The following is a 21,884-nucleotide window of genomic DNA, read 5'->3' as shown; positions in this document are numbered from 1 at the left end:
TGTTCCAGACATAAAAAACCGACGCGAGTGCGTCGGTTTTTTTTCGCCTGCAGGCATTCAGCCCTTCATCACTTCTGCCAGCAGTTCGTAGGAATGAATCCGGTCAGCATGCTCGTACAGGTCACAGGTAAAGATCAGTTCATCGGCGCCGGTCTGTTCGATCAGGACCTCCAGTTTCGCGCGGATCTTCGCCGGGCTACCCACCATGGCCAGGCCGAGGAAGCTGCCGACCGCGTCTTTTTCATGGGGCAGCCACAGGCCGTCCATGGTTTTCACCGGCGGGCGCTGTACCAGGCTTTGCCCACGCATCAGCGCCAGGATGCGCTGGTACACCGAGGTGGCCAGGTAGTCGGCCTGCTCGTCGGTGTCTGCCGCCACCAACGGAATGCCGAGCATCACGTAGGGCTTGTCCAGCACGGCTGAAGGCTTGAAATGATTGCGGTATACGCGAATCGCCTCGTGCATCAAACGCGGTGCGAAATGTGAGGCAAAGGCGTAGGGCAAACCGCGTTCACCGGCCAACTGCGCGCTGAACAGGCTGGAGCCCAGCAACCACACCGGCACGTTGGTGCCGGTGCCTGGCACGGCGATGACGCGTTGGTCGGGCGTGCGCGGGCCCAGGTAGGCCATCAGCTCGGCCACGTCTTCGGGGAAATCATCCGCGCTGCCGGAGCGCTCTCGGCGCAGGGCGCGGGCGGTCATCTGGTCGGAACCGGGCGCGCGGCCCAGGCCCAGGTCGATTCGGCCGGGGTACAAGCTTTCGAGGGTGCCGAATTGCTCGGCGATCACCAGTGGCGCGTGGTTGGGTAGCATCACCCCACCGGAACCGACGCGGATCGTCGAAGTACCACCGGCGAGGTAGCCGAGCAATACCGAGGTGGCGGAGCTGGCGATGCCGTCCATGTTGTGGTGTTCAGCCACCCAAAAGCGGTTGTAGCCGAACTTTTCCACATGCTGGGCGAGGTCCAGGGAGTTGCGCAACGACTGCGCCGGGCTGCCGTTGGCACGCACGGGCACCAGGTCAAGGGTCGAGAACTTCACATCGGACAGCGATTTCATAAGCCTGCTTCTCCATTGGGTGCGCAGGCTTATAGACGAACCAAAACCTGCCGCTTCATGTGCATGCTTCATGCAATGAGGGCATATACCCGAGATTCAATAGTGATCGTGAAATTTCCTACTAAATAGCTAGGTTTCTCCGACAAGATGAACTTTGCCCTGCCGTCTATCCTCAGACTCCTTACTGACGCAAAACCACCGTTCGAGGAGACCGCTATGAGTATCGTTAAAAAAGCATCCGCGCATTGGGAAGGTGATCTGAAGACTGGCCTGGGTTCTATTTCCACGCAAACCGGTGTGCTGCGCGAAGCGCCCTACGGTTTCAAGGCCCGCTTCGAAGGCGGCAAGGGTACTAACCCTGAAGAACTGATCGGCGCGGCCCATGCCGGCTGTTTCTCCATGGCGTTTTCCATGATTCTTGGCGACGCAGGGCTTAAGGCTGACAGCATTGATACCCAGGCTGAAGTGACCCTGGACCCAGTCGACGGCGGCTTTGCGATTACCGCCGTGCACCTGATTCTGAAGGCCAAGATCCCGGGCGCGAGCCAGGCGCAGTTCGATGAACTGAGCAAGAAGGCCAAGGAAGGGTGCCCCGTCTCCAAGGTGCTGAACGCGAAGATCAGCCTGGATGCCACGCTCGTCAACTGACACGACGCAGCTCCAATGTGAGGGGGCTCGCTCCCGATTGCTGTCAGCCAGCACCAGGTTGACTGATACATCGCAATCGGGAGCAAGCCCCCTCCCACGTAAATCAGAACTCGTGTTTCCCCTAGCTGGTCCTATAACCTAGGCAGCCTTAGGCGCACACCCGTGCGCAGTGCATTCAGGGAGCTTCACCCATGAAACGTTTTGCTTTGGCGATCATCTGCGGTGTTTTGGCCACTTCGGCCGTGGCCAAGCCAAAAGATTGTGAAGCGCTCAGGAAAGAGATTGAAGTGAAGATCCAGGCCAAGGCGATTCCGTCCTATACCCTGGAGATCATCACCGCCGAAGAAGCCAAGAATCATGACAGCGCGATGATTGTCGGCTCCTGCGAAAGCGGCACCAAGCGCATCATCTATCAGAGAAACAACGACTGATCAGATGCAGTTCACGCTGCGTTCTTCGGCCAGCAATTGGCGAGCGGCGTCATATAAACGGATGTTCGGCGTATAGGCCAATGAGCGACCTTCCAGGCGATAGCGTTGGCCGGCTTCGAAGTGATCGTACTGCAAGGTGATGAAGCAGGTACGGTCGGTGGTTTGCCCAAAGCCGCCGAAGCTGCCGCCGGTGGGTACCTCGAAATCAAACCGCACCATCAACTCATGGCTGCCGGCGGGCACTTGGAAGTAGCGCCCATCGTCAACGCTCTTGCCGTCCAGGCGCTGGGCCATGACCAGTTTGGCGCCGGGTGTCGGCGTGGCGAAATCGACCCAGGCCTGCTGCGGATCGGCCGGCGGTACAGGGTTCGAAGCGCAGGCGCTGAGGAGCAGGACGGTAATGGGTAGCAGGAGCTGGCGCATGGCTGGCACTCAACGGTAGGAAAGAGTCGAGCATGGTGCCGAGGGCAGCAAACTCCCTTTCAGTATAAACATGCCACGCCGTAGAAAAATTTTGTGCAGGCAGGCTAGGCTGGCGAGCAATTCACCCAGGAGCAATCGGGGCATGGTCAGGCGTTTTCTTCCAGGGTTGATGATTGTGCTGCTCAGCGGCTGTTCCAGCGTCACCTATTACAGCCAGTTGGCCAGCGGCCAATGGCAATTGTTGCGGGCCCGGGAGCCGGTTGCCGACGTCATCGCCGACCCTTCTCGGCCACAGCGGCTGCGTGACCATCTGGTGCAATCGCAGAAGGCGCGCGCTTTTGCCAGTGAGCACTTGCACTTGCCCGACAACCAGAGTTACCGGTTGTACGCCGACATTGGTCGCCCTTATGTGGTCTGGAATGTCTTCGCCACGCAGGAATTTTCCTTAAGCCCCCAGACTCATTGTTTCCCTATCGCCGGTTGCGTCGCTTACCGTGGTTACTACAACCAGGGGGCGGCGCGAGGGGCCGCGGCGCTGTTGCAACAACAGGGCATGGACGTGTCGATCGGTGGCGTCGAGGCGTATTCCACCTTGGGGTGGTTCAATGATCCGATCATGAGTTCGATGATGAACTGGGGTGATGAGCGTCTTGCCACGCTGATCTTTCATGAGTTGGCGCACCAGCGTTTTTACGTGAAGGACGATACCGAGTTCAACGAGTCATACGCCAACTTCGTCGAGCAGGAAGGCACCCGCCAATGGCGTGCGGCGCGGGGCTTGGCACCTGTCAGCGATACGGCGTTGCAGCAGCGTGATCAATTCATCCGGCTGATTCTCGATACCCGTAAACGCCTGGAAACCTTGTACGCGAAGCCCTTGGTCGCTGATGTGATGCGGCAGGCCAAGGCGGCGCAGTTCGAGCGTTTGCGCACGGAGTACCGGCAGCTACGGGATAACCAATGGGGCGGTGACAAGCGATATGACGTCTGGGTCAACCAGCCGTTGAATAACGCGCGGCTGTTACCGTTCGGGCTGTATGACCAATGGGTGCCGGCGTTTGCCGCGTTGTTTCGCCAGGAAGGTGGCGACTGGGTGAAGTTTTATGCCGCAGTGGAACAACTGGGAGGGTTGCCGGTGGTGCAGCGCAAGGCGGCGCTCAAGCAGTTGGAAGGTGGTGGGCGTTAGAGCCCCATCCGGGCATAGGTATCTACACAACTTTTGAAGGCAGTCATATTCCCCAGTGGTGAGCGGGCGGTGCGACGATTCGACAAGCCCGCTCGCCACAGGTTGTTTTTAGCCTTTCTTAACGGACTGGTATTAGGGCTTGCTCTCGATAGCGGTCTTAAAGGCGCTGCAAAAACGCCTGGTGCATCTCGGGCAACGTCTCGAAATGCCAGGTCGGCGCCTCGGCATTCAGCTCTTCAAAGCTGCCAAACCCATACCCTACCGCCGCTGAGTCCAGCCCATTGCTGCGGGCTCCGATCAGGTCATGCTTGCGATCACCAATCATCAAGGTAGTGGCGGGGTCCAGCCCTTCTTCCTGCATCAAGTGGGCGATCAGTTCGACCTTGTTGGTGCGTGTACCGTCCAGCTCACTGCCGTAGATCACCTTGAAGTGCTTGGCAAAGTCGAAATGCCGGGCGATCTCGCGGGCGAACACCCACGGCTTGGAGGTGGCGACATACAGCTGGCGCCCCTGGCCATTGAGTGCTTCCAGCAGCGGCATGACGCCGTCGAATACGCGATTCTCATACAGCCCGGTGACCTTGAAGCGCTCGCGATAGAAATTCACCGCCTCCCAGGCTCTGGCCTCGTCGAAGCCGTAGAACTGCATGAACGCCTGTAGCAAGGGCGGGCCAATGAAGTGTTCCAGCTGGGTCAGGTCCGGCTCGTCGATGCCGAGTTTGCCGAGGGCGTACTGGATCGAGCGCGTGATGCCCTCGCGCGGGTCTGTAAGGGTGCCATCCAGATCGAATAAAACCGTTGGGTAATGCAGGCTCACTGGTCGAATCCTTCTGCCAGGTGCAGGTCTTTGAGCTTCACGTAGTTCGCGGCGCTGTAGGTGAAAAAGGCGCGCTCCTTGTCAGTCAGCGCTCGAATTTGTTTAACCGGGCTGCCCACATACAAAAAGCCACTCTCGAGTTTCTTGCCGGGCGGCACCAGGCTACCGGCGCCGATGATCACATCGTCTTCCACTACGGCGCCGTCCATTACGATGCTGCCCATGCCGATCAGGATGCGGTTGCCCACCGTGCAGCCATGCAGCATGACTTTGTGGGCAATGGTCACGTCATCGCCGATCAACAACGGGAACCCGTCCGGGTTGAAAGGCCCGGCGTGGGTGATATGCAGCACGCAGCCGTCCTGCACGCTGGTGCGCGCACCGATGCGGATGCGGTGCATGTCGCCGCGAATCACGGTCAGCGGCCAAACGGAGCTGTCGGTGCCGATTTCGACATCGCCGATCACCACCGCCGAAATATCGACAAAAGCCCCGGCGCCCAGGGTTGGCGTGTGGTTCTGATAGGTGCGAAGGGTCACGATAGCCTCTCTCTCTTCTGCTGATAGCTGCGGTGGGTGTTGATTGTAATTAAGATGGCCCCATCTTTGTCTTACCTGTTTCTTCAGCCAAGGTGCCAACCGTGAGCGCGAACAACCCTCTCTTGCAGTCCTACGACCTGCCGCCGTTCTCGGCGATCCGTGCCGAGCACGTACAGCCGGCGATCGAACAGATCCTCGCCGACAACCGTGCTGCTATCGCAGACATCCTGCAAAGCCAGGGTAAAAATCCGACATGGGCGGGCCTGGTTCTGGCCATGGATGAGCTCAACGATCGCCTAGGCGCGGCCTGGAGCCCGGTCAGCCACCTCAACGCCGTGTGCAACAGCGCCGAGCTGCGCGAAGCCTACGAGGCATGTCTGCCGGCGTTGAGCGCCTACTCCACCGAGATGGGCCAGAACCGCGAACTGTTCCAGGCGTTCGAAGCCCTGGCCAACAGCCCGGAAGCCGCCAGCTTCGACGTGGCGCAAAAAACTATTCTGGAACACTCCCTGCGTGACTTCCGCCTGTCGGGTATCGATTTGCCGCCTGAGCAGCAAAAGCGGTATGCCGAAGTGCAGAGCAAGCTCTCGGAGCTGGGCAGCAAATTTTCCAACCAACTGCTGGACGCCACCCAGGCGTGGACCAAGCACGTTACCGATGAAGCCACCCTCGCCGGCCTGACCGATTCGGCCAAGGCGCAAATGGCTGCCGCCGCCCAGGCCAAGGGCCTTGACGGCTGGCTGATCACGCTAGAGTTTCCGAGCTATTACGCGGTAATGACCTACGCTCAGGACCGCGCCCTGCGTGAAGAAGTTTACGCCGCCTACTGCACCCGCGCGTCGGACCAAGGTCCGAATGCCGGCCAGAATGATAACGGCCCGGTGATGGAACAGATCCTCGACCTGCGTCAGGAGCTGGCTCAACTATTGGGCTTCGCGTCCTTCTCGGAGCTGAGCCTGGCCACCAAAATGGCCGAATCCAGCGACCAAGTGCTGAGCTTCCTGCGTGACCTGGCCAAGCGCAGCAAACCGTTTGCTGCCCGCGACCTGCAACAGCTCAAGGCTTACGCCGCTGAACAAGGCTGCGCTGACCTGCAAAGCTGGGACAGCGGTTTCTATGGCGAAAAACTGCGCGAGCAGCGCTACAGCGTGTCGCAGGAAGCCCTGCGCGCCTACTTCCCGATCGACAAGGTGCTGGGCGGCCTGTTCGCCATCGTGCAGCGCCTGTACGGCATCGAGATTGCCGAGCTCAAAGGCTTCGACACCTGGCACCCGGATGTTCGTCTGTTCGAAATCAAGGAAAACGGCCAGCACGTCGGCCGCTTCTTCTTCGACCTGTACGCCCGCGCCAACAAGCGTGGCGGCGCCTGGATGGACGGCGCGCGCGATCGCCGCCGCACCCTTGGCGGCGTGCTGCAAAGCCCGGTGGCCAACCTGGTGTGCAACTTCACCCCGGCCGACAGCGGCAAGCCTGCCCTGCTGACTCACGATGAAGTGACAACCCTGTTCCATGAGTTCGGCCACGGCCTGCATCACCTGCTGACCCGCGTTGAACATGCCGGCGTCTCTGGTATCAATGGCGTGGCGTGGGATGCGGTGGAGCTGCCGAGCCAATTCATGGAGAACTGGTGCTGGGAGCCTGAGGGCTTGGCGCTGATTTCCGGCCACTTTGAGACCGGTGAACCGCTGCCTCAGGACCTGCTGGAAAAAATGCTCGCGGCGAAGAACTTCCAGTCCGGCCTGATGATGGTGCGCCAGTTGGAGTTCTCGCTGTTCGACTTTGAGCTGCACGCCACCCATGGCGATGGCCGCAGCGTGGCGCAGGTGCTGGAAGGCGTGCGCGATGAAGTCTCGGTGATGCGTCCACCGGCCTACAACCGCTTCCCGAACAGTTTTGCGCACATCTTCGCCGGCGGTTATGCCGCGGGTTACTACAGCTATAAGTGGGCGGAGGTGCTGTCGGCGGATGCTTTCTCCAAGTTTGAAGAAGACGGCGTGTTGAATGCTCAAACGGGTCGCGCGTTCCGTGAGGCGATCCTGGCTCGCGGTGGCTCTCAGGAGCCGATGGTGCTGTTCGTCGACTTCCGCGGACGTGCGCCGTCGATTGACGCACTCTTGCGCCACAGCGGCCTGAGTGAGGACGCGGCAGCATGAGTGAAGGGCCTGTGATTACTAAAAAGCAATTTATCGCCGGGGCGGTCTGCCCGGCGTGCAGCGAGCCAGACAAGTTGAAGATGTGGACCGAGGACAGCGTGCCGCACCGCGAATGCGTGGCCTGCGGTTATACCGACACGCTGAATGATCAAGGGTTGTCGGTGCCCAAGGAATTGGGCACGCGGGTCAATACATCGGCTTTGAAAGCGCCGGACCCGAAGGTGCAAGCGGTGCAGTTCTTCCCCAACCCGAAGCTGAAAAAAGACTGATGCGCTCACCCCCTGGGATTACCTCTCAGGGGGTTACAACCAATGCAGTTTTTTCTTCGGTGGCCGCGTGTTCTTTCGTTCCCGGGGTCAGCCAGCTTTTCATCGAGCACAGTGCAAAGGCACTGGTGCTGCAGTCGCCATTCGCCAAGGCTGTACGCAACTTGTCGATATCGGCCTTCATCATGTAGCGAACGCCGTCCTTGAAGCCGTTACTGGTACCGAAACCGCCCAAGGTCATCTCGTTGAGCGCATCTTCCTTGCTCCACCCCTGAATCACCACCCGATACATCGCGGCCATCAGACCGGTGCGGTCGGAGCCGTGCTTGCAGTGCATCAGCACCGGGCCGTTGGCTTGCGCCTCTTGAATCGCCCGCAGCCCCGCCAGCACGTCGGCATCGTCGACATGGTTGGTGCGATAAGTCAGCTGTACCTGTTTGATATCCGTCGATTTCAGCCAGTTGGCGTCCGATTCCGGCAGAAAGTTGATCACCGTACCGATCTTGAGCTTTTCCAGCACAGGCACAGCGCTGCTGTCCGGCAGCGCGCTGCGATAGAGCGTGGGCGTCATTTGGTGCAGGTTGAATTGGTTACCCACAGGCTGGGCCCATTCCGGCGAGCGAATGGAGGTGGCGTCGTCAGCGTGGGCGTGAACCGTGCTGAACAGTGCCATGAACGCCAGGCCGAGGGCAGGCAGCAATTGGATCTTGAACATGCGCTTTGTGACCGAATAGGGAAATGGCTGATGGGCCACAGATTCGCTTACGGGGGGTCAACAACGTGTGAGGTGCTCGTCAAAGAATCGTGAATCAGCGAGTCTGATCTGTTGTTTTTTACCGCTGAACCGATTCTTCCCAATTCTTAGGCTGCTATCATTTGTAACTATTGGTTGCCAGGGTGTTCTATGCCCTTGGCTTCCATGCCTTGGAAAACCTTCACGCTGCTCTTAGAAGCGGCTGATAAACCCGTGACCACATGATGAGGTGCACCCATGTCTGATCAAGATCAAGACAACCCCCGGCGTGATTTTCTGCGCAAATCCTTGACCTTGATCCCGGTGGTCACGGTTGCCAGTACGGGCCTTGGCGGTTCGATGCTGATGGCCACGCCGGAGCCCGCCCAGGCTGCTCCCGCCAAGCCGGCTGCCAACGACAAGCCTTATGAGCCGAGCTACTTCACCGCAGAAGAGTGGGCGTTTATCAACGCGGCCGTCGCCCGCCTGATCCCGGCCGACGCCCAGGGCCCGGGTGCCTTGGAAGCCGGTGCGCCGGAATACATCGATCGCCAGATGAATACACCTTACGCCAGTGGCGCGCTGTGGTTCATGCAAGGGCCGTTCAACGCCGATGCGGTGCCGGAAATGGGCTGGCAGAGCAAATTGGTGCCCAAGGAGATCTATCGCCTGGGTATTGCCGCGACGGATGCGTGGTCGAAGGCGTTTAACGGAAAGACTTTTGCTGCGCAAGACAGCGCTACCCAGGAGGACATGCTGCGACGTCTGGAGGCTGGCGGCAGTGAAGTGACCGCGCATTTTGCGGCTGTGCCGCCGCAGATGTTTTTCAACCTGCTGCTGCAAAACACCAAGGAAGGCTTCTTCTGCGACCCGGTCCATGGCGGTAACAAAGGCATGGTCGGCTGGACCATGATCGGTTTCCCGGGCGCTCGCGCCGATTTTATGGATTGGGTGGAGCGCAACGAGCAGTACCCCTTCCCGGCTGTTTCTATTCGCGGCGAGAGGGCGTAAACGTGGCGACCATCATGAAGAAAGTGGATGCGGTGATCGTAGGTTTCGGCTGGACCGGCGCGATCATGGCCAAGGAGCTGACGGAAGCGGGCCTCAACGTGGTAGCGCTGGAGCGCGGCCCGATGCAGGACACTTATCCGGACGGCAACTATCCTCAGGTCATCGACGAATTGACCTACAGCGTGCGTAAGAAGCTGTTTCAAGACATCTCCAAGGAGACCGTGACGATTCGCCATAGCGTGAATGACGTCGCCCTGCCCAACCGTCAGTTGGGTGCGTTCCTTCCGGGTAATGGTGTGGGGGGGGCGGGGCTGCACTGGTCGGGTGTGCATTTTCGTGTCGACCCTATCGAGTTGCGCATGCGTAGCCATTACGAAGAACGTTATGGGAAGAACTTCATTCCCAAGGACATGACTATCCAGGATTTCGGCGTCAGCTATGAAGAGCTGGAGCCGTTTTTCGACTATGCGGAAAAAGTCTTCGGCACTTCCGGCCAGGCCTGGACCGTCAAAGGTCAGTTGGTCGGTGAAGGTCGCGGCGGCAACCCGTACGCGCCGGATCGCTCCAATCCGTTCCCGTTGGAGTCGCAGAAAAACACCGTCTCCGCACAGCTGTTTCAGAAAGCTGCTGCTGAGGTGGGTTACAAACCCTACAACCTGCCGTCGGCGAACACCTCGGGACCTTATACCAACCCCTACGGTGCACAGATGGGCCCCTGCAACTTTTGCGGTTTTTGCAGTGGTTATGTGTGCTACATGTATTCCAAGGCGTCGCCGAACGTAAACATCCTGCCGGCGCTGCGCCAGGTGCCGAACTTCGAGCTGCGGCCCAATTCCCACGTGCTGAAGGTCAATCTCGACAGCACCAAGAAAAAAGCCACCGGTGTGACCTATATCGACGCCCAGGGCCGGGAGTGCGAGCAACCGGCGGATCTGGTGATCATCGGCTCCTTCCAGTTCAACAATGTGCGTCTCATGTTGCTCTCGGGTATCGGTAAACCCTACGACCCGATTACCAACGAAGGCGTGGTGGGCAGGAACTTCGCCTACCAGAACATGGGCACCATCAAAGCTTTCTTCGACAAAGACACCCATACCAACAATTTTATTGGTGCGGGTGGCAATGGCGTGGCCATTGATGACTTCAACGCCGATAACTTCGACCATGGCCCGCACGGCTTTGTGGGTGGTTCGCCGATGTGGGTTAACCAGGCAGGCAGCCGGCCGATTGCCGGTACGTCAAACCCACCGGGCACTCCGGCCTGGGGCAGCGCCTGGAAACGCGCCACTGCCGACTACTACACCCACCAGGTGTCGATGGATGCCCATGGCGCCCATCAATCCTACCGGAGCAACTACCTGGACCTGGATCCGGTGTACCGCGATGCCTACGGCTTGCCGCTACTGCGTATGACGTTCGACTGGCAAGAAAATGACATCAAGATGAACCGCTTCATGGTCGAGAAAATGGGCAAGGTCGCCGAAGCGATGAACCCGAAAGCCATTGCCGTGCTCGGCAAAAAGGTCGGTGAGCATTTCAATACGGCGTCTTATCAGACCACCCACCTCAACGGTGGCGCGATCATGGGCACCGACCCGAAAACGAGTGCGCTGAACCGTTACCTGCAATCCTGGGATGTACACAACGTGTTTGTCCCAGGTGCATCTGCTTTCCCACAAGGTTTGGGCTACAACCCTACCGGCTTGGTGGCAGCGTTGACCTATTGGTCGGCTCGCGCGATTCGCGAGCAGTACCTGAAAAACCCCGGCCCGCTGGTTCAGGCATAAGGAGCGATGACCATGAAAGCACTCGTTATTGCCTCCCTGGCGTTGTTCAGCAGCTGCTCGATAAGTGCCGCTGAAACCGACCTGATCAAGCAGGGGGAGTACCTGGCTCGCGCCGGTGACTGCGTCGCCTGCCACACCGCCAAGGGCGGTAAACCCTTTGCTGGTGGCCTACCGATGGAAACCCCCATCGGTGTGATCTATTCCACCAACATCACCCCGGACAAAACTGGCCTGGGCGACTACAGCTTCGAGGACTTCGACAAGGCCGTGCGCCATGGTGTCGCCAAGAACGGTAGTACGCTTTACCCGGCGATGCCCTACCCGTCTTATGCGCGTGTCAGCGACAGCGATATGCAGGCGTTGTATGCGTACTTCATGAAGGGTGTTGAGCCGGTCGCCCAGGCGAACAAGGACAGCGATATTCCCTGGCCGTTGAGCATGCGCTGGCCTTTGGCTGCTTGGCGTTGGATGTTTGCACCCGCCGTCGAGGGCCCTCAGGCCCAGGCCGCTGCCGACCCGGTGATCAGTCGTGGTGCGTATCTGGTTGAAGGTCTCGGCCACTGTGGCGCGTGTCATACGCCACGAGCCCTGACCATGCAGGAAAAAGCCCTGAGTGCGACTGACGGCAACGCCTTCCTGTCGGGTAGCGCACCATTGGAAGGCTGGATCGCGAAAAGCTTGCGCGGCGATCACCAGGATGGCCTCGGCGGCTGGAGCGAAGAGCAACTGGTGCAATTCCTCAAGACTGGCCGTAGTGACCGCAGCGCGGTGTTCGGAGGCATGAGCGATGTTGTGGTCCACAGCATGCAGTACATGTCGCAAGATGACCTGACGGCTATCGCCCGTTACCTCAAGAGCCTACCGGCGGTCGACCCCAAGGATCAGCCGCACCAGTACGACAAACAGGTGGCTGAGGCGTTGTGGAAAGGCGACGACAGCAAGCCCGGCGCCTCGGTGTACATCGACAACTGCGCGGCGTGCCACCGAACCGACGGCCATGGCTATACGCGGGTGTTCCCGGCGCTCGCGGGTAACCCAGTGTTGCAGACGGCGGATGCCACGTCGTTGATCAACATCGTGTTGAACGGCGGTACCTTGCCGGCGACCCACACGGCGCCGTCGACCTTCACCATGCCGGCGTTCGCCTGGCGCTTGTCGGACCAGGAAGTGGCGGATGTGGTTACATTCGTACGGGGTAGCTGGGGCAACAAAGGTGCGCCGGTGAAAGCCAGCGATGTGGCTGGCCTGCGCAAGAGCGATGGGCGCACCACCTCGGGCGATGACCTGGGGCAAGTCACGCAGAAGTACTGATCCCTCGCTGACCGCCAAACGGCACTGGTCAGAAACCTCGCGCCTCGATACTGTATATAAAAACAGTATCGAGGCGTTTTTATGACGACTGCATTGCCGCCCCGTGGCCGGGGTACGGCCACCAACCTGCATAATCGTTTTGCGCCCACCGTCAGCGTGGCCGAAGACGACGGCTGGCATCAGGAAGTGCCACCGACCCAGGGCACTCAAGTGCGTATCGAAACGGCCAAGACCATCATCACCCGTAATAACTCGCCGGACTTGCCGTTTGATCGCTCGATCAACCCCTATCGCGGCTGCGAGCATGGTTGCATCTACTGCTATGCGCGGCCCAGCCATGCTTATTGGGACATGTCCCCGGGGCTGGATTTCGAAACCAGGCTGATTGCCAAGACTAATGCCGCCGATGTGCTGGAGCAGCAGCTGTCGAAGCCGGGTTATGTGTGCGCGCCGATTAACCTGGGCTCCAATACCGACCCATACCAACCCATCGAGCGCGAGTACAAGATCACCCGCCAGACCCTCGAAGTGCTGCTGCGCTACCGGCACCCGGTGACGATCATCACCAAGGGCTCGCTGATCCTGCGCGACCTCGATTTACTCACCGAGTTGGCGCGCCAGCGCCTGGTGGCGGTGATGATCAGCCTCACCAGCCTGGACGATGAGCTCAAGCGCATCCTGGAACCGCGCACGGCGGCGCCCAAGGCGCGGTTGCGGGCGATCCGGGTGATGCGTGAGGCGGGCATCCCGGTGGGGGTGCTGTGCTCGCCGATGATTCCCATGATCAACGACAGTGAACTGGAAAGCCTGCTGGCCGAAGCCCATGCGGCCGGCGCGCAAAGCGCGGCGTACATGATGCTGCGCTTGCCGCTGGAGGTCGCGCCGCTGTTCGAAGAATGGTTGGCGGCGCATTACCCGCAGCGTGCGGCCCATGTGATGAGCCTGGTGCGCCAGGTACGGGGCGGTGAGGTCTATGACAGCCGTTTCGGTGTGCGCATGCGTGGCGAAGGGCCGTTTGCCGACCTGCTGGCGCAGCGCTTCAGCAAGGCGATCAAGCGCCTGGGGCTGAATCGCCGGGACGGGTTTAATCTGGACTGCACCGCGTTCTGTCCGCCTGGCAGGCAGATGGCGTTGTTGTAGACTCACCAGGGCCAACGCACCTTATTTGTAGGAATAATCGCGTTTTGACATCATTGAAACCCGCGATCTAGAGCGGTTCATTCAGTTTGAGTTAAGTTTCGGCGGCTACCTTGTTCAGCGAGTGACTGATGGGTCGGTACGATGGTGTGTGGCGTTTCCAACTATTCCACTCGCCAAGCGTCGAATTGACCTGAACACTCCCCTGCATTAATCAAGAGGATGAATCATGAGTGACAAGGATAAACAGCCGTTGGCTGCGTCGGCTTCAGCCCCTCAGGTGGCAGAGTCCGCCGATGCAGCGCTAAAGCACATCGTTGACGGCTTTTTGCATTTCCATCACGACGTCTTCCCCCAGCAGGAAGAGCTCTTCAAGAAACTCGCCACGGCCCAGAGCCCGCGAGCGATGTTCATCACCTGCGCCGATTCGCGCATCGTGCCCGAGCTGATCACGCAGAGCTCCCCCGGCGACCTGTTCGTGACACGCAACGTGGGCAACGTAGTGCCGCCCTACGGCCAGATGAACGGCGGCGTTTCCACGGCTATCGAGTACGCAGTGCTCGCGCTGGGCGTACAGCACATCATTGTGTGCGGGCATTCCGATTGCGGTGCCATGCGTGCAGTACTCAACCCCGACAGCCTGGAAAAGATGCCGACGGTCAGGGCCTGGCTGCGCCACGCTGAAGTCGCCAAGTCCATGGTTGAGGACAATTGCGACTGTGCCAACGAAGGCGAGAGCATGAAAGTACTGACCGAAGAAAACGTCATCGCCCAGCTTCAACATTTGCGTACCCATCCTTCCGTGGCCTCGCGCATGGCCAATGGTCATTTGTTTATCCACGGCTGGATCTACAACATCGAGACCAGCGAAATCCGGGCCTACGATGCAGATAAGGCGGCATTTCGACCGTTGAACGGCACCGAACCGATCCCCTGCGCGACGCCTAAAGCGCGCTTCTAAAACATATCCCTGCCGGGTAAAGCGGTGGCTGCCATGGATGCAGTCAGGCTTTACCGCGCCCGGCGAATGCCTCGGGAGAGCCATCATGCGTGCTGCTCAATTGAAAACTGTACTGCCGCGGGAGCTGCTCGCCTCCGTGGTTGTGTTTCTGGTCGCCCTGCCTTTGTGCATGGGGATCGCGATCGCGTCCGGCATGCCGCCAGCCAAAGGGCTGATGACCGGGATCATCGGTGGGCTGGTGGTGGGCTGGTTGGCGGGTTCGCCGTTGCAGGTCAGTGGCCCGGCGGCGGGGTTGGCGGTGCTGGTGTTCGAACTGGTACGCCAGCACGGCATGTTGATGCTCGGGCCGATACTGCTGCTGGCGGGCTTCCTGCAACTGGTGGCCGGGCGTTTGCGCCTGGGCTGCTGGTTTCGTGTCACGGCACCGGCGGTGGTGTACGGCATGCTGGCGGGGATTGGGGTGTTGATTGTGCTGTCGCAGATCCATGTGATGCTCGATGGCGTGCCCAAGCCATCGGGGCTGGATAACCTGGCAGGCTTCCCGGCCGCATTGGCCGGGGCGATCCCGACCCTCGGCGGTGATCTGGGTTGGCAAGCGGGCCTGCTGGGTCTTTCGACGATGGCGGTGATGTACCTCTGGGATAAATGGCGCCCCAATACCCTGCGCTTCGTGCCTGGCGCTTTGTTGGGCGTGGGCTTGGCGACAGTCACCAGCCTGGTGCTGGCGTTGCAGGTAAAGCGTGTGGAAGTCCCGGAAAACCTTGCTGATGCCATCGACTGGCTGCGTCCCAGCGACCTGCTGAACATGGCCGATCCGCAGTTGTTGATCGCCGCATTCGCGGTGGCGTTTATCGCCAGCGCCGAAACGTTGCTTTCAGCGGCAGCGGTTGACCGCATGCACAGCGGTCAGCGTTCCGATTTCGACAAGGAGTTGTCTGCGCAAGGTGTGGGAAACATGCTCTGTGGCCTGGTCGGCGCGCTGCCGATGACCGGTGTGATCGTGCGCAGTTCGGCCAACGTCCAGGCGGGTGCCACCACCCGTTTATCGGCGATGTTCCATGGCCTGTGGCTGCTCGCGTTCGTGCTCTTGTTATCGAGTGTGCTGCAGAGCATTCCAGTGGCGAGCCTGGCGGGTGTGCTGGTGTATACCGGGATAAAGCTGGTGGACGTCAAGGCATTCCGGGCGTTGGGGCGGTATGGGCGGATGCCGATGTTCACTTATGCAGCCACGGCGCTGGCGATCATCTTTACTGACCTGTTGACCGGTGTACTGGTGGGGTTCGGGCTGACATTGGTGAAGCTGGCATTCAAGGCGTCGCGGCTGAAAATCAGCCTGGTCGACTTGCCTCAGGACGGTGAGATGGAGTTGCGTTTGACGGGCGCGGCGACCTTTCTGAAAGTGCCGGCGCTGACTAAAGTGCTGTCGGCGGTGCCGGCCGGGACCACCCTGCATGTACCGCTGAGCAACCTGAGTTATATCGACCACTCCTGCCTGGAGTTGCTGGAGGAATGGGGCCGAGCCAATGCGGCCAAGGGGTCGATGCTGGTGATCGAGGCGCGGGGGTTGAAACGCCGGTTGGAAGGGCGAGTGCGCACGACAGTGGGGATGGGATCGGCACCGTCCATTCGCTGACGACGTCGAATCAACCATGTGGGAGGGGGCTTGCTCCCGATGGGATGGGCTCAGTCAACTTGATACCTCGACTGATACGCCGCCATCGGGAGCAAGCCCCCTCCCACATTTGGTTCTGCGTCCGGTCGAAGGTTTAGGCCGGCTGATCCAGCTTCAACCCAACCCCCAACTGCCGCGACAGGCACGGCCAACGCTTCCACGCCGCTTCTGTGTTGGGGCTCTTGAGTGTCTCGCGGTAAGCCTCGACTGACTCCAGTGCGAAGCTTTCTTCGTTGAGCATTTCATCCACCGCCAGGTGCACCGCTTCATCCAGATTGTTGGCGAATGCTTCGCCGATCAGTTGATGGGCGATCAGGTTGGCCACGGTGGTATCCGCCGGAATCAGCGGCTGGCCGAAATGCTTGATATACAGGTCGTTGACCTCTTCGACCAAGCGATGAGCCAAATAGGCCTCGTCCAGCAGGCCGTCGAGGCCCTCATGGCCGGCCAGAATCGCTGGCGGTTGCAGGAAAAAATGCTCGGCGATCTTCAGTACCGGCTTGATCTGGCTTTCAATTCCGGCCTCGCGTGCCACGTCGTTGGCGGCGTCCAGCAAGTCTGGAACGAGGTCGATATAGGCAGTAACAAAGCGGGTCATAACCGTGTTGCGATCACCGTCCGCCAGAGAAATGGCCGAATGCAGGTGCGGCAATTGTTTTTCCAGCTGTGTGGCAAGCTGGCCAGTGCTGGCTTCGTGTTGATGGGCACGGGAAATCTGCTCGCGCAATGCGGCGGTGTTCATGAAGGCTCCAGTGAAACAGGCGTAGGAAAAGGGAGAGGATAAGGTAGCTCGTTTATACGAGCGCCTAAGACGCATTTGTCATAATTATTTCATGGTTATGCATCGCTGTTATATCGAAATGCCATCGTTCGTCGGATAAACGTTTGCGCCCCCGGTTTTGTTAGCTCCGCCCGTCTGTTTTTGCTGATTTGCCCCTACACATTGCGGGGTCGCCGCTGCTGTCTATACTCGATTTTGTACGCAATTAGCTGATGACGCCCAACTGCATGACGCAGGCAAGGCTTGGCGGTTGTAAGCAGTATGGAAGCCGCTCCCTTCGCCGCAGGTGCAAACCGGCGGGATAACAAGAAACATAAGGGGAACCCGCAATGACGCGACATCCACATGTTTGGATGGGCCTCCTGTTGTGGTCAGTATTCAGCCAGGCACAAGCGGCCTGGACGACGAATATGGCGCCAGGGGCCACTGAAGTCAGTCACGCCGTGTTTGACCTGCACATGACCATTTTCTGGATCTGTGTGGTGATTGGCATCGTCGTGTTTGGCGCGATGTTCTGGTCGATGATCCTGCACCGCCGCTCCACGGGCCAGGTGGCAGCCAAGTTTCACGAGAGCACGACCGTGGAAATTCTATGGACCGTGGTGCCCTTGTTGATCCTGGTGGCCATGGCTATCCCGGCAACCAAGACCCTGATCAAGATGTACGACACCAGTGAGTCGGATATCGATATCCAGATCACCGGCTACCAGTGGAAGTGGCACTACAAATACCTGGGCCAGGACGTCGAATTCTTCAGCAACCTGGCCACGCCCGCCGAGCAGATCCATAACCAGGCCGTCAAAGGCGAGCATTACCTGCTGGAAGTGGACCAGCCGCTGGTGTTGCCGGCGGGTGCCAAGGTGCGTTTCCTGGTGACTGCCGCCGATGTGATCCACTCCTGGTGGGTGCCGGCGTTTGCAGTCAAGCGCGACGCGATTCCTGGCTTCATCAACGAGGCGTGGACCCGGATCGAGAAGCCTGGCATCTACCGTGGTCAGTGTGCCGAGCTGTGTGGCAAGGACCATGGTTTCATGCCGATTGTGGTGGATGTGCGGTCCCAGGCCGACTACGACACCTGGCTCGGCGAACGCAAGGCAGAAGCGGCCAAGCTCAAGGAGCTGACCTCCAAGGAATGGACCCTGGATGAGCTGGTGGCCCGTGGCGACAAGATTTACCACACCACCTGCGTGGCCTGTCACCAGGCCGAAGGCCAGGGCCTGCCGCCGATGTTCCCGGCACTCAAAGGCTCGCCAATTGCCACCGGGCCCAAGGAAGACCACCTGCACCGCGTCTATTTCGGCAAGCCCGGCACTGCCATGGCCGCCTTCGGCAAACAGCTATCGGAAGTGGATATCGCCGCCGTGGTGACCTACGAACGTAACGCCTGGGGCAACAACAAAGGCGACATGGTCACGCCCAAAGACGTGCTGGCTCTGAAACAGGCGCAAAGCAAATGACCGCCTACATTGCGTATGCCCTCAATCGCCCCGCCCACTCGCTTGCAGGAGATCGGCCATGAGCACTGTGATCGATGACCATGGTCACGTAGGTGACCATGCCCACGGCCCCGCCAAAGGCTTGATGCGCTGGGTGCTGACCACCAACCACAAAGACATCGGCACGATGTACCTGTGGTTCGCTTTCGCCATGTTCCTGCTGGGCGGCTCGTTCGCCATGGTGATCCGCGCCGAGCTGTTCCAGCCGGGCTTGCAGATCGTCCAGCCGGCATTCTTCAACCAGATGACCACCATGCACGGCCTGATCATGGTGTTTGGTGCGGTGATGCCGGCCTTCGTCGGCCTGGCCAACTGGATGATCCCGCTGATGATCGGTGCACCAGACATGGCGTTGCCGCGGATGAACAACTTCAGCTTCTGGTTGCTGCCGGCGGCGTTCCTGCTGCTGGTGTCTACCCTCTTCACTCCGGGCGGCGGGCCTAATTTCGGCTGGACCTTCTACGCCCCGCTCTCCACCACCTATGCGCCGGAAAGCGTGACGTTCTTCATCTTCGCCATCCACCTGATGGGGATCAGTTCGATCATGGGCGCGATCAACGTCATCGCCACCATCCTCAATCTGCGCGCGCCGGGCATGACCTTGATGAAAATGCCGCTGTTCGTGTGGACCTGGCTGATCACTGCGTTCCTGCTGATCGCGGTGATGCCGGTGCTGGCCGGTTGCGTGACCATGATGCTGATGGATATCCACTTCGGCACCAGTTTCTTCAGCGCGGCCGGCGGCGGTGACCCGGTACTGTTCCAGCATGTGTTCTGGTTCTTCGGCCACCCCGAGGTGTACATCATGATCCTGCCGGCCTTCGGCGCCGTCAGCTCGATTATCCCGACCTTCTCGCGCAAGCCGTTGTTTGGCTACACGTCGATGGTCTATGCCACGGCCAGCATCGCGTTCCTGTCGTTCATCGTGTGGGCGCACCACATGTTCGTGGTGGGCATTCCGTTGGTGGGCGAGCTGTTCTTCATGTACGCCACCCTGCTGATCGCTGTGCCGACGGGCGTGAAGGTCTTCAACTGGGTCAGCACCATGTGGCAAGGCTCGCTGACTTTCGAGACGCCGATGCTGTTTGCGGTGGCCTTCGTGATTCTGTTCACCATTGGCGGTTTCTCCGGGCTGATGCTCGCGATTGCCCCGGCGGACTTCCAGTACCACGACACCTATTTTGTCGTGGCGCACTTCCATTACGTACTGGTGCCTGGCGCGATCTTCGGCATCTTCGCCTCGGCTTACTACTGGCTACCGAAATGGACTGGCCACATGTACGACGAAACCTTGGGCAAGCTGCATTTCTGGCTGTCCTTCGTGGGCATGAACATGGCGTTCTTCCCGATGCACTTCGTGGGGCTGGCCGGTATGCCGCGCCGGGTACCGGACTACAACCTGCAGTTCGCCGACTTCAACATGGTTTCCTCCATTGGTGCCTTCATGTTTGGGGCCACCCAGATCTTCTTCCTGTTCATTGTCATCAAGTGCATCCGTGGTGGCCCGCCAGCACCGGCCAAGCCGTGGGATGGCGCTGAGGGCCTGGAGTGGAGCATCCCCTCGCCTGCGCCGTACCACACGTTCACGACGCCACCGGAGGTCAAGTGAATACCTTGTTGCGCTGTGCATACCGCCACTGTGGGCGGGGGCTTGCTCCCGATGGTGGTGTGGCAGTCGACATCCCCCTTGGCTGTGAGACCGCTATCGGGAGCAAGCCCCTTCCCACACTGATCGCGGGCGCTTCGGGTGGTTGCCATGCTTGAGTCCATACCGATCAAGCGCCTGGTCACCCGCCTGCTGATTCTGGTGGTGGCGATGTTCGCCTTTGGCTTCGCCCTGGTGCCGATCTATGACGTGATGTGCAAGGCGTTCGGCATCAACGGCAAGACCGCCGGGCAGTACGAGGGTGAGCAGGTCGTTGACCCTACGCGTCAAGTACGGGTGCAGTTCCTGTCCACCAATGCCATCGACATGGTCTGGGAGTTTCACTCCAAGGCTGACGAGGTGGTGGTCAACCCCGGCGCGGTGACCGAGATGCTGTTCGTCGCCTACAACCCCACCGACAAAGTCATGACGGCCCAGGCGGTGCCGAGCATTTCGCCGGCTGAAGCGGCGAGGTACTTCCACAAGACCGAGTGCTTTTGCTTCACCCAGCAGGTGCTGCAGCCCGGCCAGCGTATCGAGATGCCGGTGCGCTTCATCGTCGACCGTGCCATGCCCAAGGATGTGAAGCATTTGACCCTGGCGTACACGCTGTTTGATATCACTGCGCGCCAACCGCCGGTGGCTGTCCACACCGGCGGCTAGCTACTGTTTGCCCGCTCAATCAGGAGAGCGAATACATGTCGACTCATGATACGTACTACGTACCAGCGCAAAGCAAATGGCCAATAATTGCTACCTTGGGCATGCTGACCACCGTGTACGGTTTGGCGGTGTGGTTCAACGACCTGAAGGCGGCGCGCCCGGAATCCCACGGCCCGTGGATCTTTTTCGTCGGCGGGCTGTTGCTGGCTTATATGCTGTTTGGCTGGTTCGGCGCGGTGATCAAGGAAAGTCGCTCCGGTTTGTACAGCCCGCAGATGGATCGCTCGTTTCGCTGGGGCATGACCTGGTTCATCTTTTCCGAGGTGATGTTCTTTATCGCCTTCTTCGGCGCGCTGTTTTATGTGCGGCACATGTCGGGCCCATGGTTGGGTGGCGAGGGCCATAAAGGCATCGCCCATATGCTGTGGCCGGACTTTCAGTTCACCTGGCCGTTGCTCAACAACCCAGATCCGAAAATGTACCCGCCACCGGAAGGCACCATCAGCCCGTGGGGCCTGCCGCTGATCAATACGATTTTGCTGGTGAGCTCCAGCGTGACCATCACCATCGCCCACCATGCCTTGCGCAAGGGCCATCGCGGCGCATTGAAGATCTGGCTGGCGCTGACCGTGCTGCTGGGTTGGGCATTCCTGGCCTTTCAGGCTGAAGAGTACATGCACGCCTACAAGGAGCTGGGGCTGACCCTCGGCTCGGGCGTCTATGGCGCGACCTTCTTCATGCTCACTGGCTTCCACGGAGCCCACGTGACCATCGGCACCATCATTCTGTTTGTGATGCTGATGCGCATCCTGCGTGGGCATTTCAATGCCGAGCACCAGTTTGGCTTCGAGGCGGCCAGTTGGTATTGGCACTTTGTGGATGTGGTGTGGATTGGGCTGTTTTTCTTCGTTTATGTACTGTGAGGCGCTCTACCACGGCACGTGAGAAACCAGTTGGCCGCTGAAAAAGCCCCAGGCGATCAAGCCCACGGTGATCGCGGCCAGTACGACACGCACGGTCAAGGCAGTGACGAGGCGGTTGGAGTTGCCCTCGTCCTTGACCAGAAAGAACAAACCGCTGAACAGGCTCACGACAGTCGCGATCAGCATCAGGGCAATGGCTGCTTTGAGCATGGTTCGGTTCCTGGCTTTGGTGGGCATTGAGG

At 59.7% G+C, this 21,884-nt stretch carries 22 protein-coding genes; 15 read left to right on the top strand and 7 right to left on the bottom strand.

Translation table 11 applies throughout. The annotated features are described in order from the left end of the window. Nucleotides 1-57 precede the first annotated feature (57 nt). On the bottom strand, nt 58-1,059 hold the full coding sequence (locus M5B43_RS00370) for an LLM class flavin-dependent oxidoreductase (RefSeq protein ID WP_248748292.1): 1,002 nt from the start codon (nt 1,057-1,059) through the stop codon (nt 58-60). Nucleotides 1,060-1,275: 216 nt separating this feature from the next. On the opposite strand from M5B43_RS00370, the gene M5B43_RS00365 reads away from it, so the two are divergent. Both M5B43_RS00365 and M5B43_RS00360 read left to right on the top strand, forming a co-directional pair. Continuing rightward, entirely contained in the window at nt 1,276-1,707 is a 432-nt protein-coding gene (locus M5B43_RS00365; protein ID WP_248748291.1) for an OsmC family protein, read from the top strand. Nucleotides 1,708-1,898: 191 nt separating this feature from the next. Then, entirely contained in the window at nt 1,899-2,138 is a 240-nt protein-coding gene (locus M5B43_RS00360; RefSeq protein ID WP_248748290.1) for a DUF1161 domain-containing protein, read from the top strand. On the opposite strand, the gene M5B43_RS00355 is transcribed toward M5B43_RS00360, so the two are convergent. Further along, nucleotides 2,139-2,561: a hypothetical protein gene (locus M5B43_RS00355; protein WP_248748289.1), complete on the bottom strand. Its 423-nt coding sequence runs from the start codon at nt 2,559-2,561 to the stop codon at nt 2,139-2,141. Nucleotides 2,562-2,703: 142 nt separating this feature from the next. On the opposite strand from M5B43_RS00355, the gene M5B43_RS00350 reads away from it, so the two are divergent. After that, a complete protein-coding gene (locus M5B43_RS00350; RefSeq protein ID WP_248748288.1) occupies nt 2,704-3,747 on the top strand; it encodes an aminopeptidase in 1,044 nt (347 codons plus the stop codon). A gap of 157 nt (nt 3,748-3,904) precedes the next feature. Here M5B43_RS00350 and M5B43_RS00345 read toward each other — a convergent pair whose 3' ends face one another. Together M5B43_RS00345 and M5B43_RS00340 are read right to left on the bottom strand one after the other, a co-directional pair. Further along, complete coding sequence (locus M5B43_RS00345) at nt 3,905-4,564, bottom strand: HAD family hydrolase (RefSeq protein ID WP_248748287.1); 660 nt, start codon at nt 4,562-4,564, stop codon at nt 3,905-3,907. Next, complete coding sequence (locus tag M5B43_RS00340; protein WP_071486704.1) at nt 4,561-5,103, bottom strand: gamma carbonic anhydrase family protein; 543 nt, start codon at nt 5,101-5,103, stop codon at nt 4,561-4,563. The genes M5B43_RS00345 and M5B43_RS00340 overlap by 4 nt, the downstream gene beginning before the upstream one ends. Before the next feature lie 101 nt (nt 5,104-5,204). Here M5B43_RS00340 and prlC point away from each other — a divergent pair, with 101 nt between their 5' ends. Together prlC and M5B43_RS00330 are read left to right on the top strand one after the other, a co-directional pair. Then, a complete protein-coding gene (gene prlC, locus M5B43_RS00335) occupies nt 5,205-7,256 on the top strand; it encodes an oligopeptidase A (protein ID WP_248748286.1) in 2,052 nt (683 codons plus the stop codon). Then, nucleotides 7,253-7,525 carry a YheV family putative zinc ribbon protein gene (locus M5B43_RS00330; RefSeq protein WP_027608125.1) on the top strand — a complete coding sequence of 91 codons (273 nt, stop codon included), beginning with the start codon at nt 7,253-7,255 and terminating at the stop codon, nt 7,523-7,525. The genes prlC and M5B43_RS00330 overlap by 4 nt, the downstream gene beginning before the upstream one ends. A gap of 25 nt (nt 7,526-7,550) precedes the next feature. Here the strand turns inward: M5B43_RS00330 and M5B43_RS00325 are convergent, their stop codons facing one another. Then, complete coding sequence (locus M5B43_RS00325) at nt 7,551-8,237, bottom strand: dual specificity protein phosphatase family protein (RefSeq protein ID WP_248748285.1); 687 nt, start codon at nt 8,235-8,237, stop codon at nt 7,551-7,553. A 276-nt stretch (nt 8,238-8,513) separates the two neighbouring features. Between M5B43_RS00325 and M5B43_RS00320 the strand changes: the two genes are divergently transcribed. The 6 genes from M5B43_RS00320 (at nt 8,514) to M5B43_RS00295 (ending at nt 16,095) form a co-directional block, all read left to right on the top strand. Continuing rightward, a complete protein-coding gene (locus tag M5B43_RS00320; protein WP_248748284.1) occupies nt 8,514-9,266 on the top strand; it encodes a gluconate 2-dehydrogenase subunit 3 family protein in 753 nt (250 codons plus the stop codon). A 2-nt stretch (nt 9,267-9,268) separates the two neighbouring features. Further along, complete coding sequence (locus tag M5B43_RS00315; protein ID WP_248748283.1) at nt 9,269-11,053, top strand: GMC family oxidoreductase; 1,785 nt, start codon at nt 9,269-9,271, stop codon at nt 11,051-11,053. Between the two features lie 12 nt (nt 11,054-11,065). Further along, on the top strand, nt 11,066-12,364 hold the full coding sequence (locus M5B43_RS00310) for a cytochrome c (protein WP_248748282.1): 1,299 nt from the start codon (nt 11,066-11,068) through the stop codon (nt 12,362-12,364). A gap of 81 nt (nt 12,365-12,445) precedes the next feature. After that, nucleotides 12,446-13,504 (top strand): PA0069 family radical SAM protein, encoded by a 1,059-nt coding sequence (locus M5B43_RS00305; protein ID WP_248748281.1) that lies wholly within the window; start codon nt 12,446-12,448, stop codon nt 13,502-13,504. A gap of 226 nt (nt 13,505-13,730) precedes the next feature. After that, nucleotides 13,731-14,462 (top strand): carbonic anhydrase, encoded by a 732-nt coding sequence (locus M5B43_RS00300; protein ID WP_248748280.1) that lies wholly within the window; start codon nt 13,731-13,733, stop codon nt 14,460-14,462. An 85-nt stretch (nt 14,463-14,547) separates the two neighbouring features. Then, nucleotides 14,548-16,095, top strand: a complete 1,548-nt coding sequence (locus M5B43_RS00295) for a SulP family inorganic anion transporter (protein WP_248748279.1) — start codon at nt 14,548-14,550, stop codon at nt 16,093-16,095. Between the two features lie 133 nt (nt 16,096-16,228). Here M5B43_RS00295 and M5B43_RS00290 read toward each other — a convergent pair whose 3' ends face one another. Beyond that, a complete protein-coding gene (locus M5B43_RS00290) occupies nt 16,229-16,876 on the bottom strand; it encodes a hypothetical protein (RefSeq protein ID WP_248748278.1) in 648 nt (215 codons plus the stop codon). 368 nt (nt 16,877-17,244) lie between these two features. Here M5B43_RS00290 and coxB point away from each other — a divergent pair, with 368 nt between their 5' ends. The 4 genes from coxB (at nt 17,245) to M5B43_RS00270 (ending at nt 21,642) form a co-directional block, all read left to right on the top strand. Next, on the top strand, nt 17,245-18,372 hold the full coding sequence (gene coxB, locus M5B43_RS00285; RefSeq protein ID WP_248748277.1) for a cytochrome c oxidase subunit II: 1,128 nt from the start codon (nt 17,245-17,247) through the stop codon (nt 18,370-18,372). Nucleotides 18,373-18,430: 58 nt separating this feature from the next. Continuing rightward, nucleotides 18,431-20,020, top strand: a complete 1,590-nt coding sequence (gene ctaD / locus M5B43_RS00280; RefSeq protein ID WP_248748276.1) for a cytochrome c oxidase subunit I — start codon at nt 18,431-18,433, stop codon at nt 20,018-20,020. Nucleotides 20,021-20,167: 147 nt separating this feature from the next. Next, nucleotides 20,168-20,719 carry a cytochrome c oxidase assembly protein gene (locus tag M5B43_RS00275; protein WP_248748275.1) on the top strand — a complete coding sequence of 184 codons (552 nt, stop codon included), beginning with the start codon at nt 20,168-20,170 and terminating at the stop codon, nt 20,717-20,719. Nucleotides 20,720-20,754: 35 nt separating this feature from the next. Next, nucleotides 20,755-21,642 carry a cytochrome c oxidase subunit 3 gene (locus tag M5B43_RS00270; protein ID WP_248748274.1) on the top strand — a complete coding sequence of 296 codons (888 nt, stop codon included), beginning with the start codon at nt 20,755-20,757 and terminating at the stop codon, nt 21,640-21,642. A gap of 6 nt (nt 21,643-21,648) precedes the next feature. On the opposite strand, the gene M5B43_RS00265 is transcribed toward M5B43_RS00270, so the two are convergent. Then, on the bottom strand, nt 21,649-21,852 hold the full coding sequence (locus M5B43_RS00265) for a twin transmembrane helix small protein (protein WP_248748273.1): 204 nt from the start codon (nt 21,850-21,852) through the stop codon (nt 21,649-21,651). Nucleotides 21,853-21,884 lie beyond the last annotated feature (32 nt).

This window comes from Pseudomonas sp. MWU15-20650 (assembly GCF_023242475.1).
GTDB lineage: Bacteria > Pseudomonadota > Gammaproteobacteria > Pseudomonadales > Pseudomonadaceae > Aquipseudomonas.
The sequence above is the reverse complement of the archived record's forward strand: the minus strand, read 5'-3'. Positions and strand labels throughout refer to the sequence as shown.

What these genes read in the sequence shown, in the direction of transcription:
- M5B43_RS00370 (WP_248748292.1), bottom strand. Translation starts at nt 1,059, where the DNA reads ATGAAATCGCTGTCCGATGTGAAGTTCTCGACCCTTGACCTGGTGCCC.
- M5B43_RS00365 (WP_248748291.1), top strand. Translation starts at nt 1,276, where the DNA reads ATGAGTATCGTTAAAAAAGCATCCGCGCATTGGGAAGGTGATCTGAAG.
- M5B43_RS00360 (WP_248748290.1), top strand. Translation starts at nt 1,899, where the DNA reads ATGAAACGTTTTGCTTTGGCGATCATCTGCGGTGTTTTGGCCACTTCG.
- M5B43_RS00355 (WP_248748289.1), bottom strand. Translation starts at nt 2,561, where the DNA reads ATGCGCCAGCTCCTGCTACCCATTACCGTCCTGCTCCTCAGCGCCTGC.
- M5B43_RS00350 (WP_248748288.1), top strand. Translation starts at nt 2,704, where the DNA reads ATGGTCAGGCGTTTTCTTCCAGGGTTGATGATTGTGCTGCTCAGCGGC.
- M5B43_RS00330 (WP_027608125.1), top strand. Translation starts at nt 7,253, where the DNA reads ATGAGTGAAGGGCCTGTGATTACTAAAAAGCAATTTATCGCCGGGGCG.
- M5B43_RS00325 (WP_248748285.1), bottom strand. Translation starts at nt 8,237, where the DNA reads ATGTTCAAGATCCAATTGCTGCCTGCCCTCGGCCTGGCGTTCATGGCA.
- M5B43_RS00320 (WP_248748284.1), top strand. Translation starts at nt 8,514, where the DNA reads ATGTCTGATCAAGATCAAGACAACCCCCGGCGTGATTTTCTGCGCAAA.
- M5B43_RS00310 (WP_248748282.1), top strand. Translation starts at nt 11,066, where the DNA reads ATGAAAGCACTCGTTATTGCCTCCCTGGCGTTGTTCAGCAGCTGCTCG.
- M5B43_RS00305 (WP_248748281.1), top strand. Translation starts at nt 12,446, where the DNA reads ATGACGACTGCATTGCCGCCCCGTGGCCGGGGTACGGCCACCAACCTG.
- M5B43_RS00300 (WP_248748280.1), top strand. Translation starts at nt 13,731, where the DNA reads ATGAGTGACAAGGATAAACAGCCGTTGGCTGCGTCGGCTTCAGCCCCT.
- M5B43_RS00295 (WP_248748279.1), top strand. Translation starts at nt 14,548, where the DNA reads ATGCGTGCTGCTCAATTGAAAACTGTACTGCCGCGGGAGCTGCTCGCC.
- M5B43_RS00290 (WP_248748278.1), bottom strand. Translation starts at nt 16,876, where the DNA reads ATGAACACCGCCGCATTGCGCGAGCAGATTTCCCGTGCCCATCAACAC.
- coxB (WP_248748277.1), top strand. Translation starts at nt 17,245, where the DNA reads ATGACGCGACATCCACATGTTTGGATGGGCCTCCTGTTGTGGTCAGTA.
- ctaD (WP_248748276.1), top strand. Translation starts at nt 18,431, where the DNA reads ATGAGCACTGTGATCGATGACCATGGTCACGTAGGTGACCATGCCCAC.
- M5B43_RS00275 (WP_248748275.1), top strand. Translation starts at nt 20,168, where the DNA reads ATGCTTGAGTCCATACCGATCAAGCGCCTGGTCACCCGCCTGCTGATT.
- M5B43_RS00270 (WP_248748274.1), top strand. Translation starts at nt 20,755, where the DNA reads ATGTCGACTCATGATACGTACTACGTACCAGCGCAAAGCAAATGGCCA.
- M5B43_RS00265 (WP_248748273.1), bottom strand. Translation starts at nt 21,852, where the DNA reads ATGCTCAAAGCAGCCATTGCCCTGATGCTGATCGCGACTGTCGTGAGC.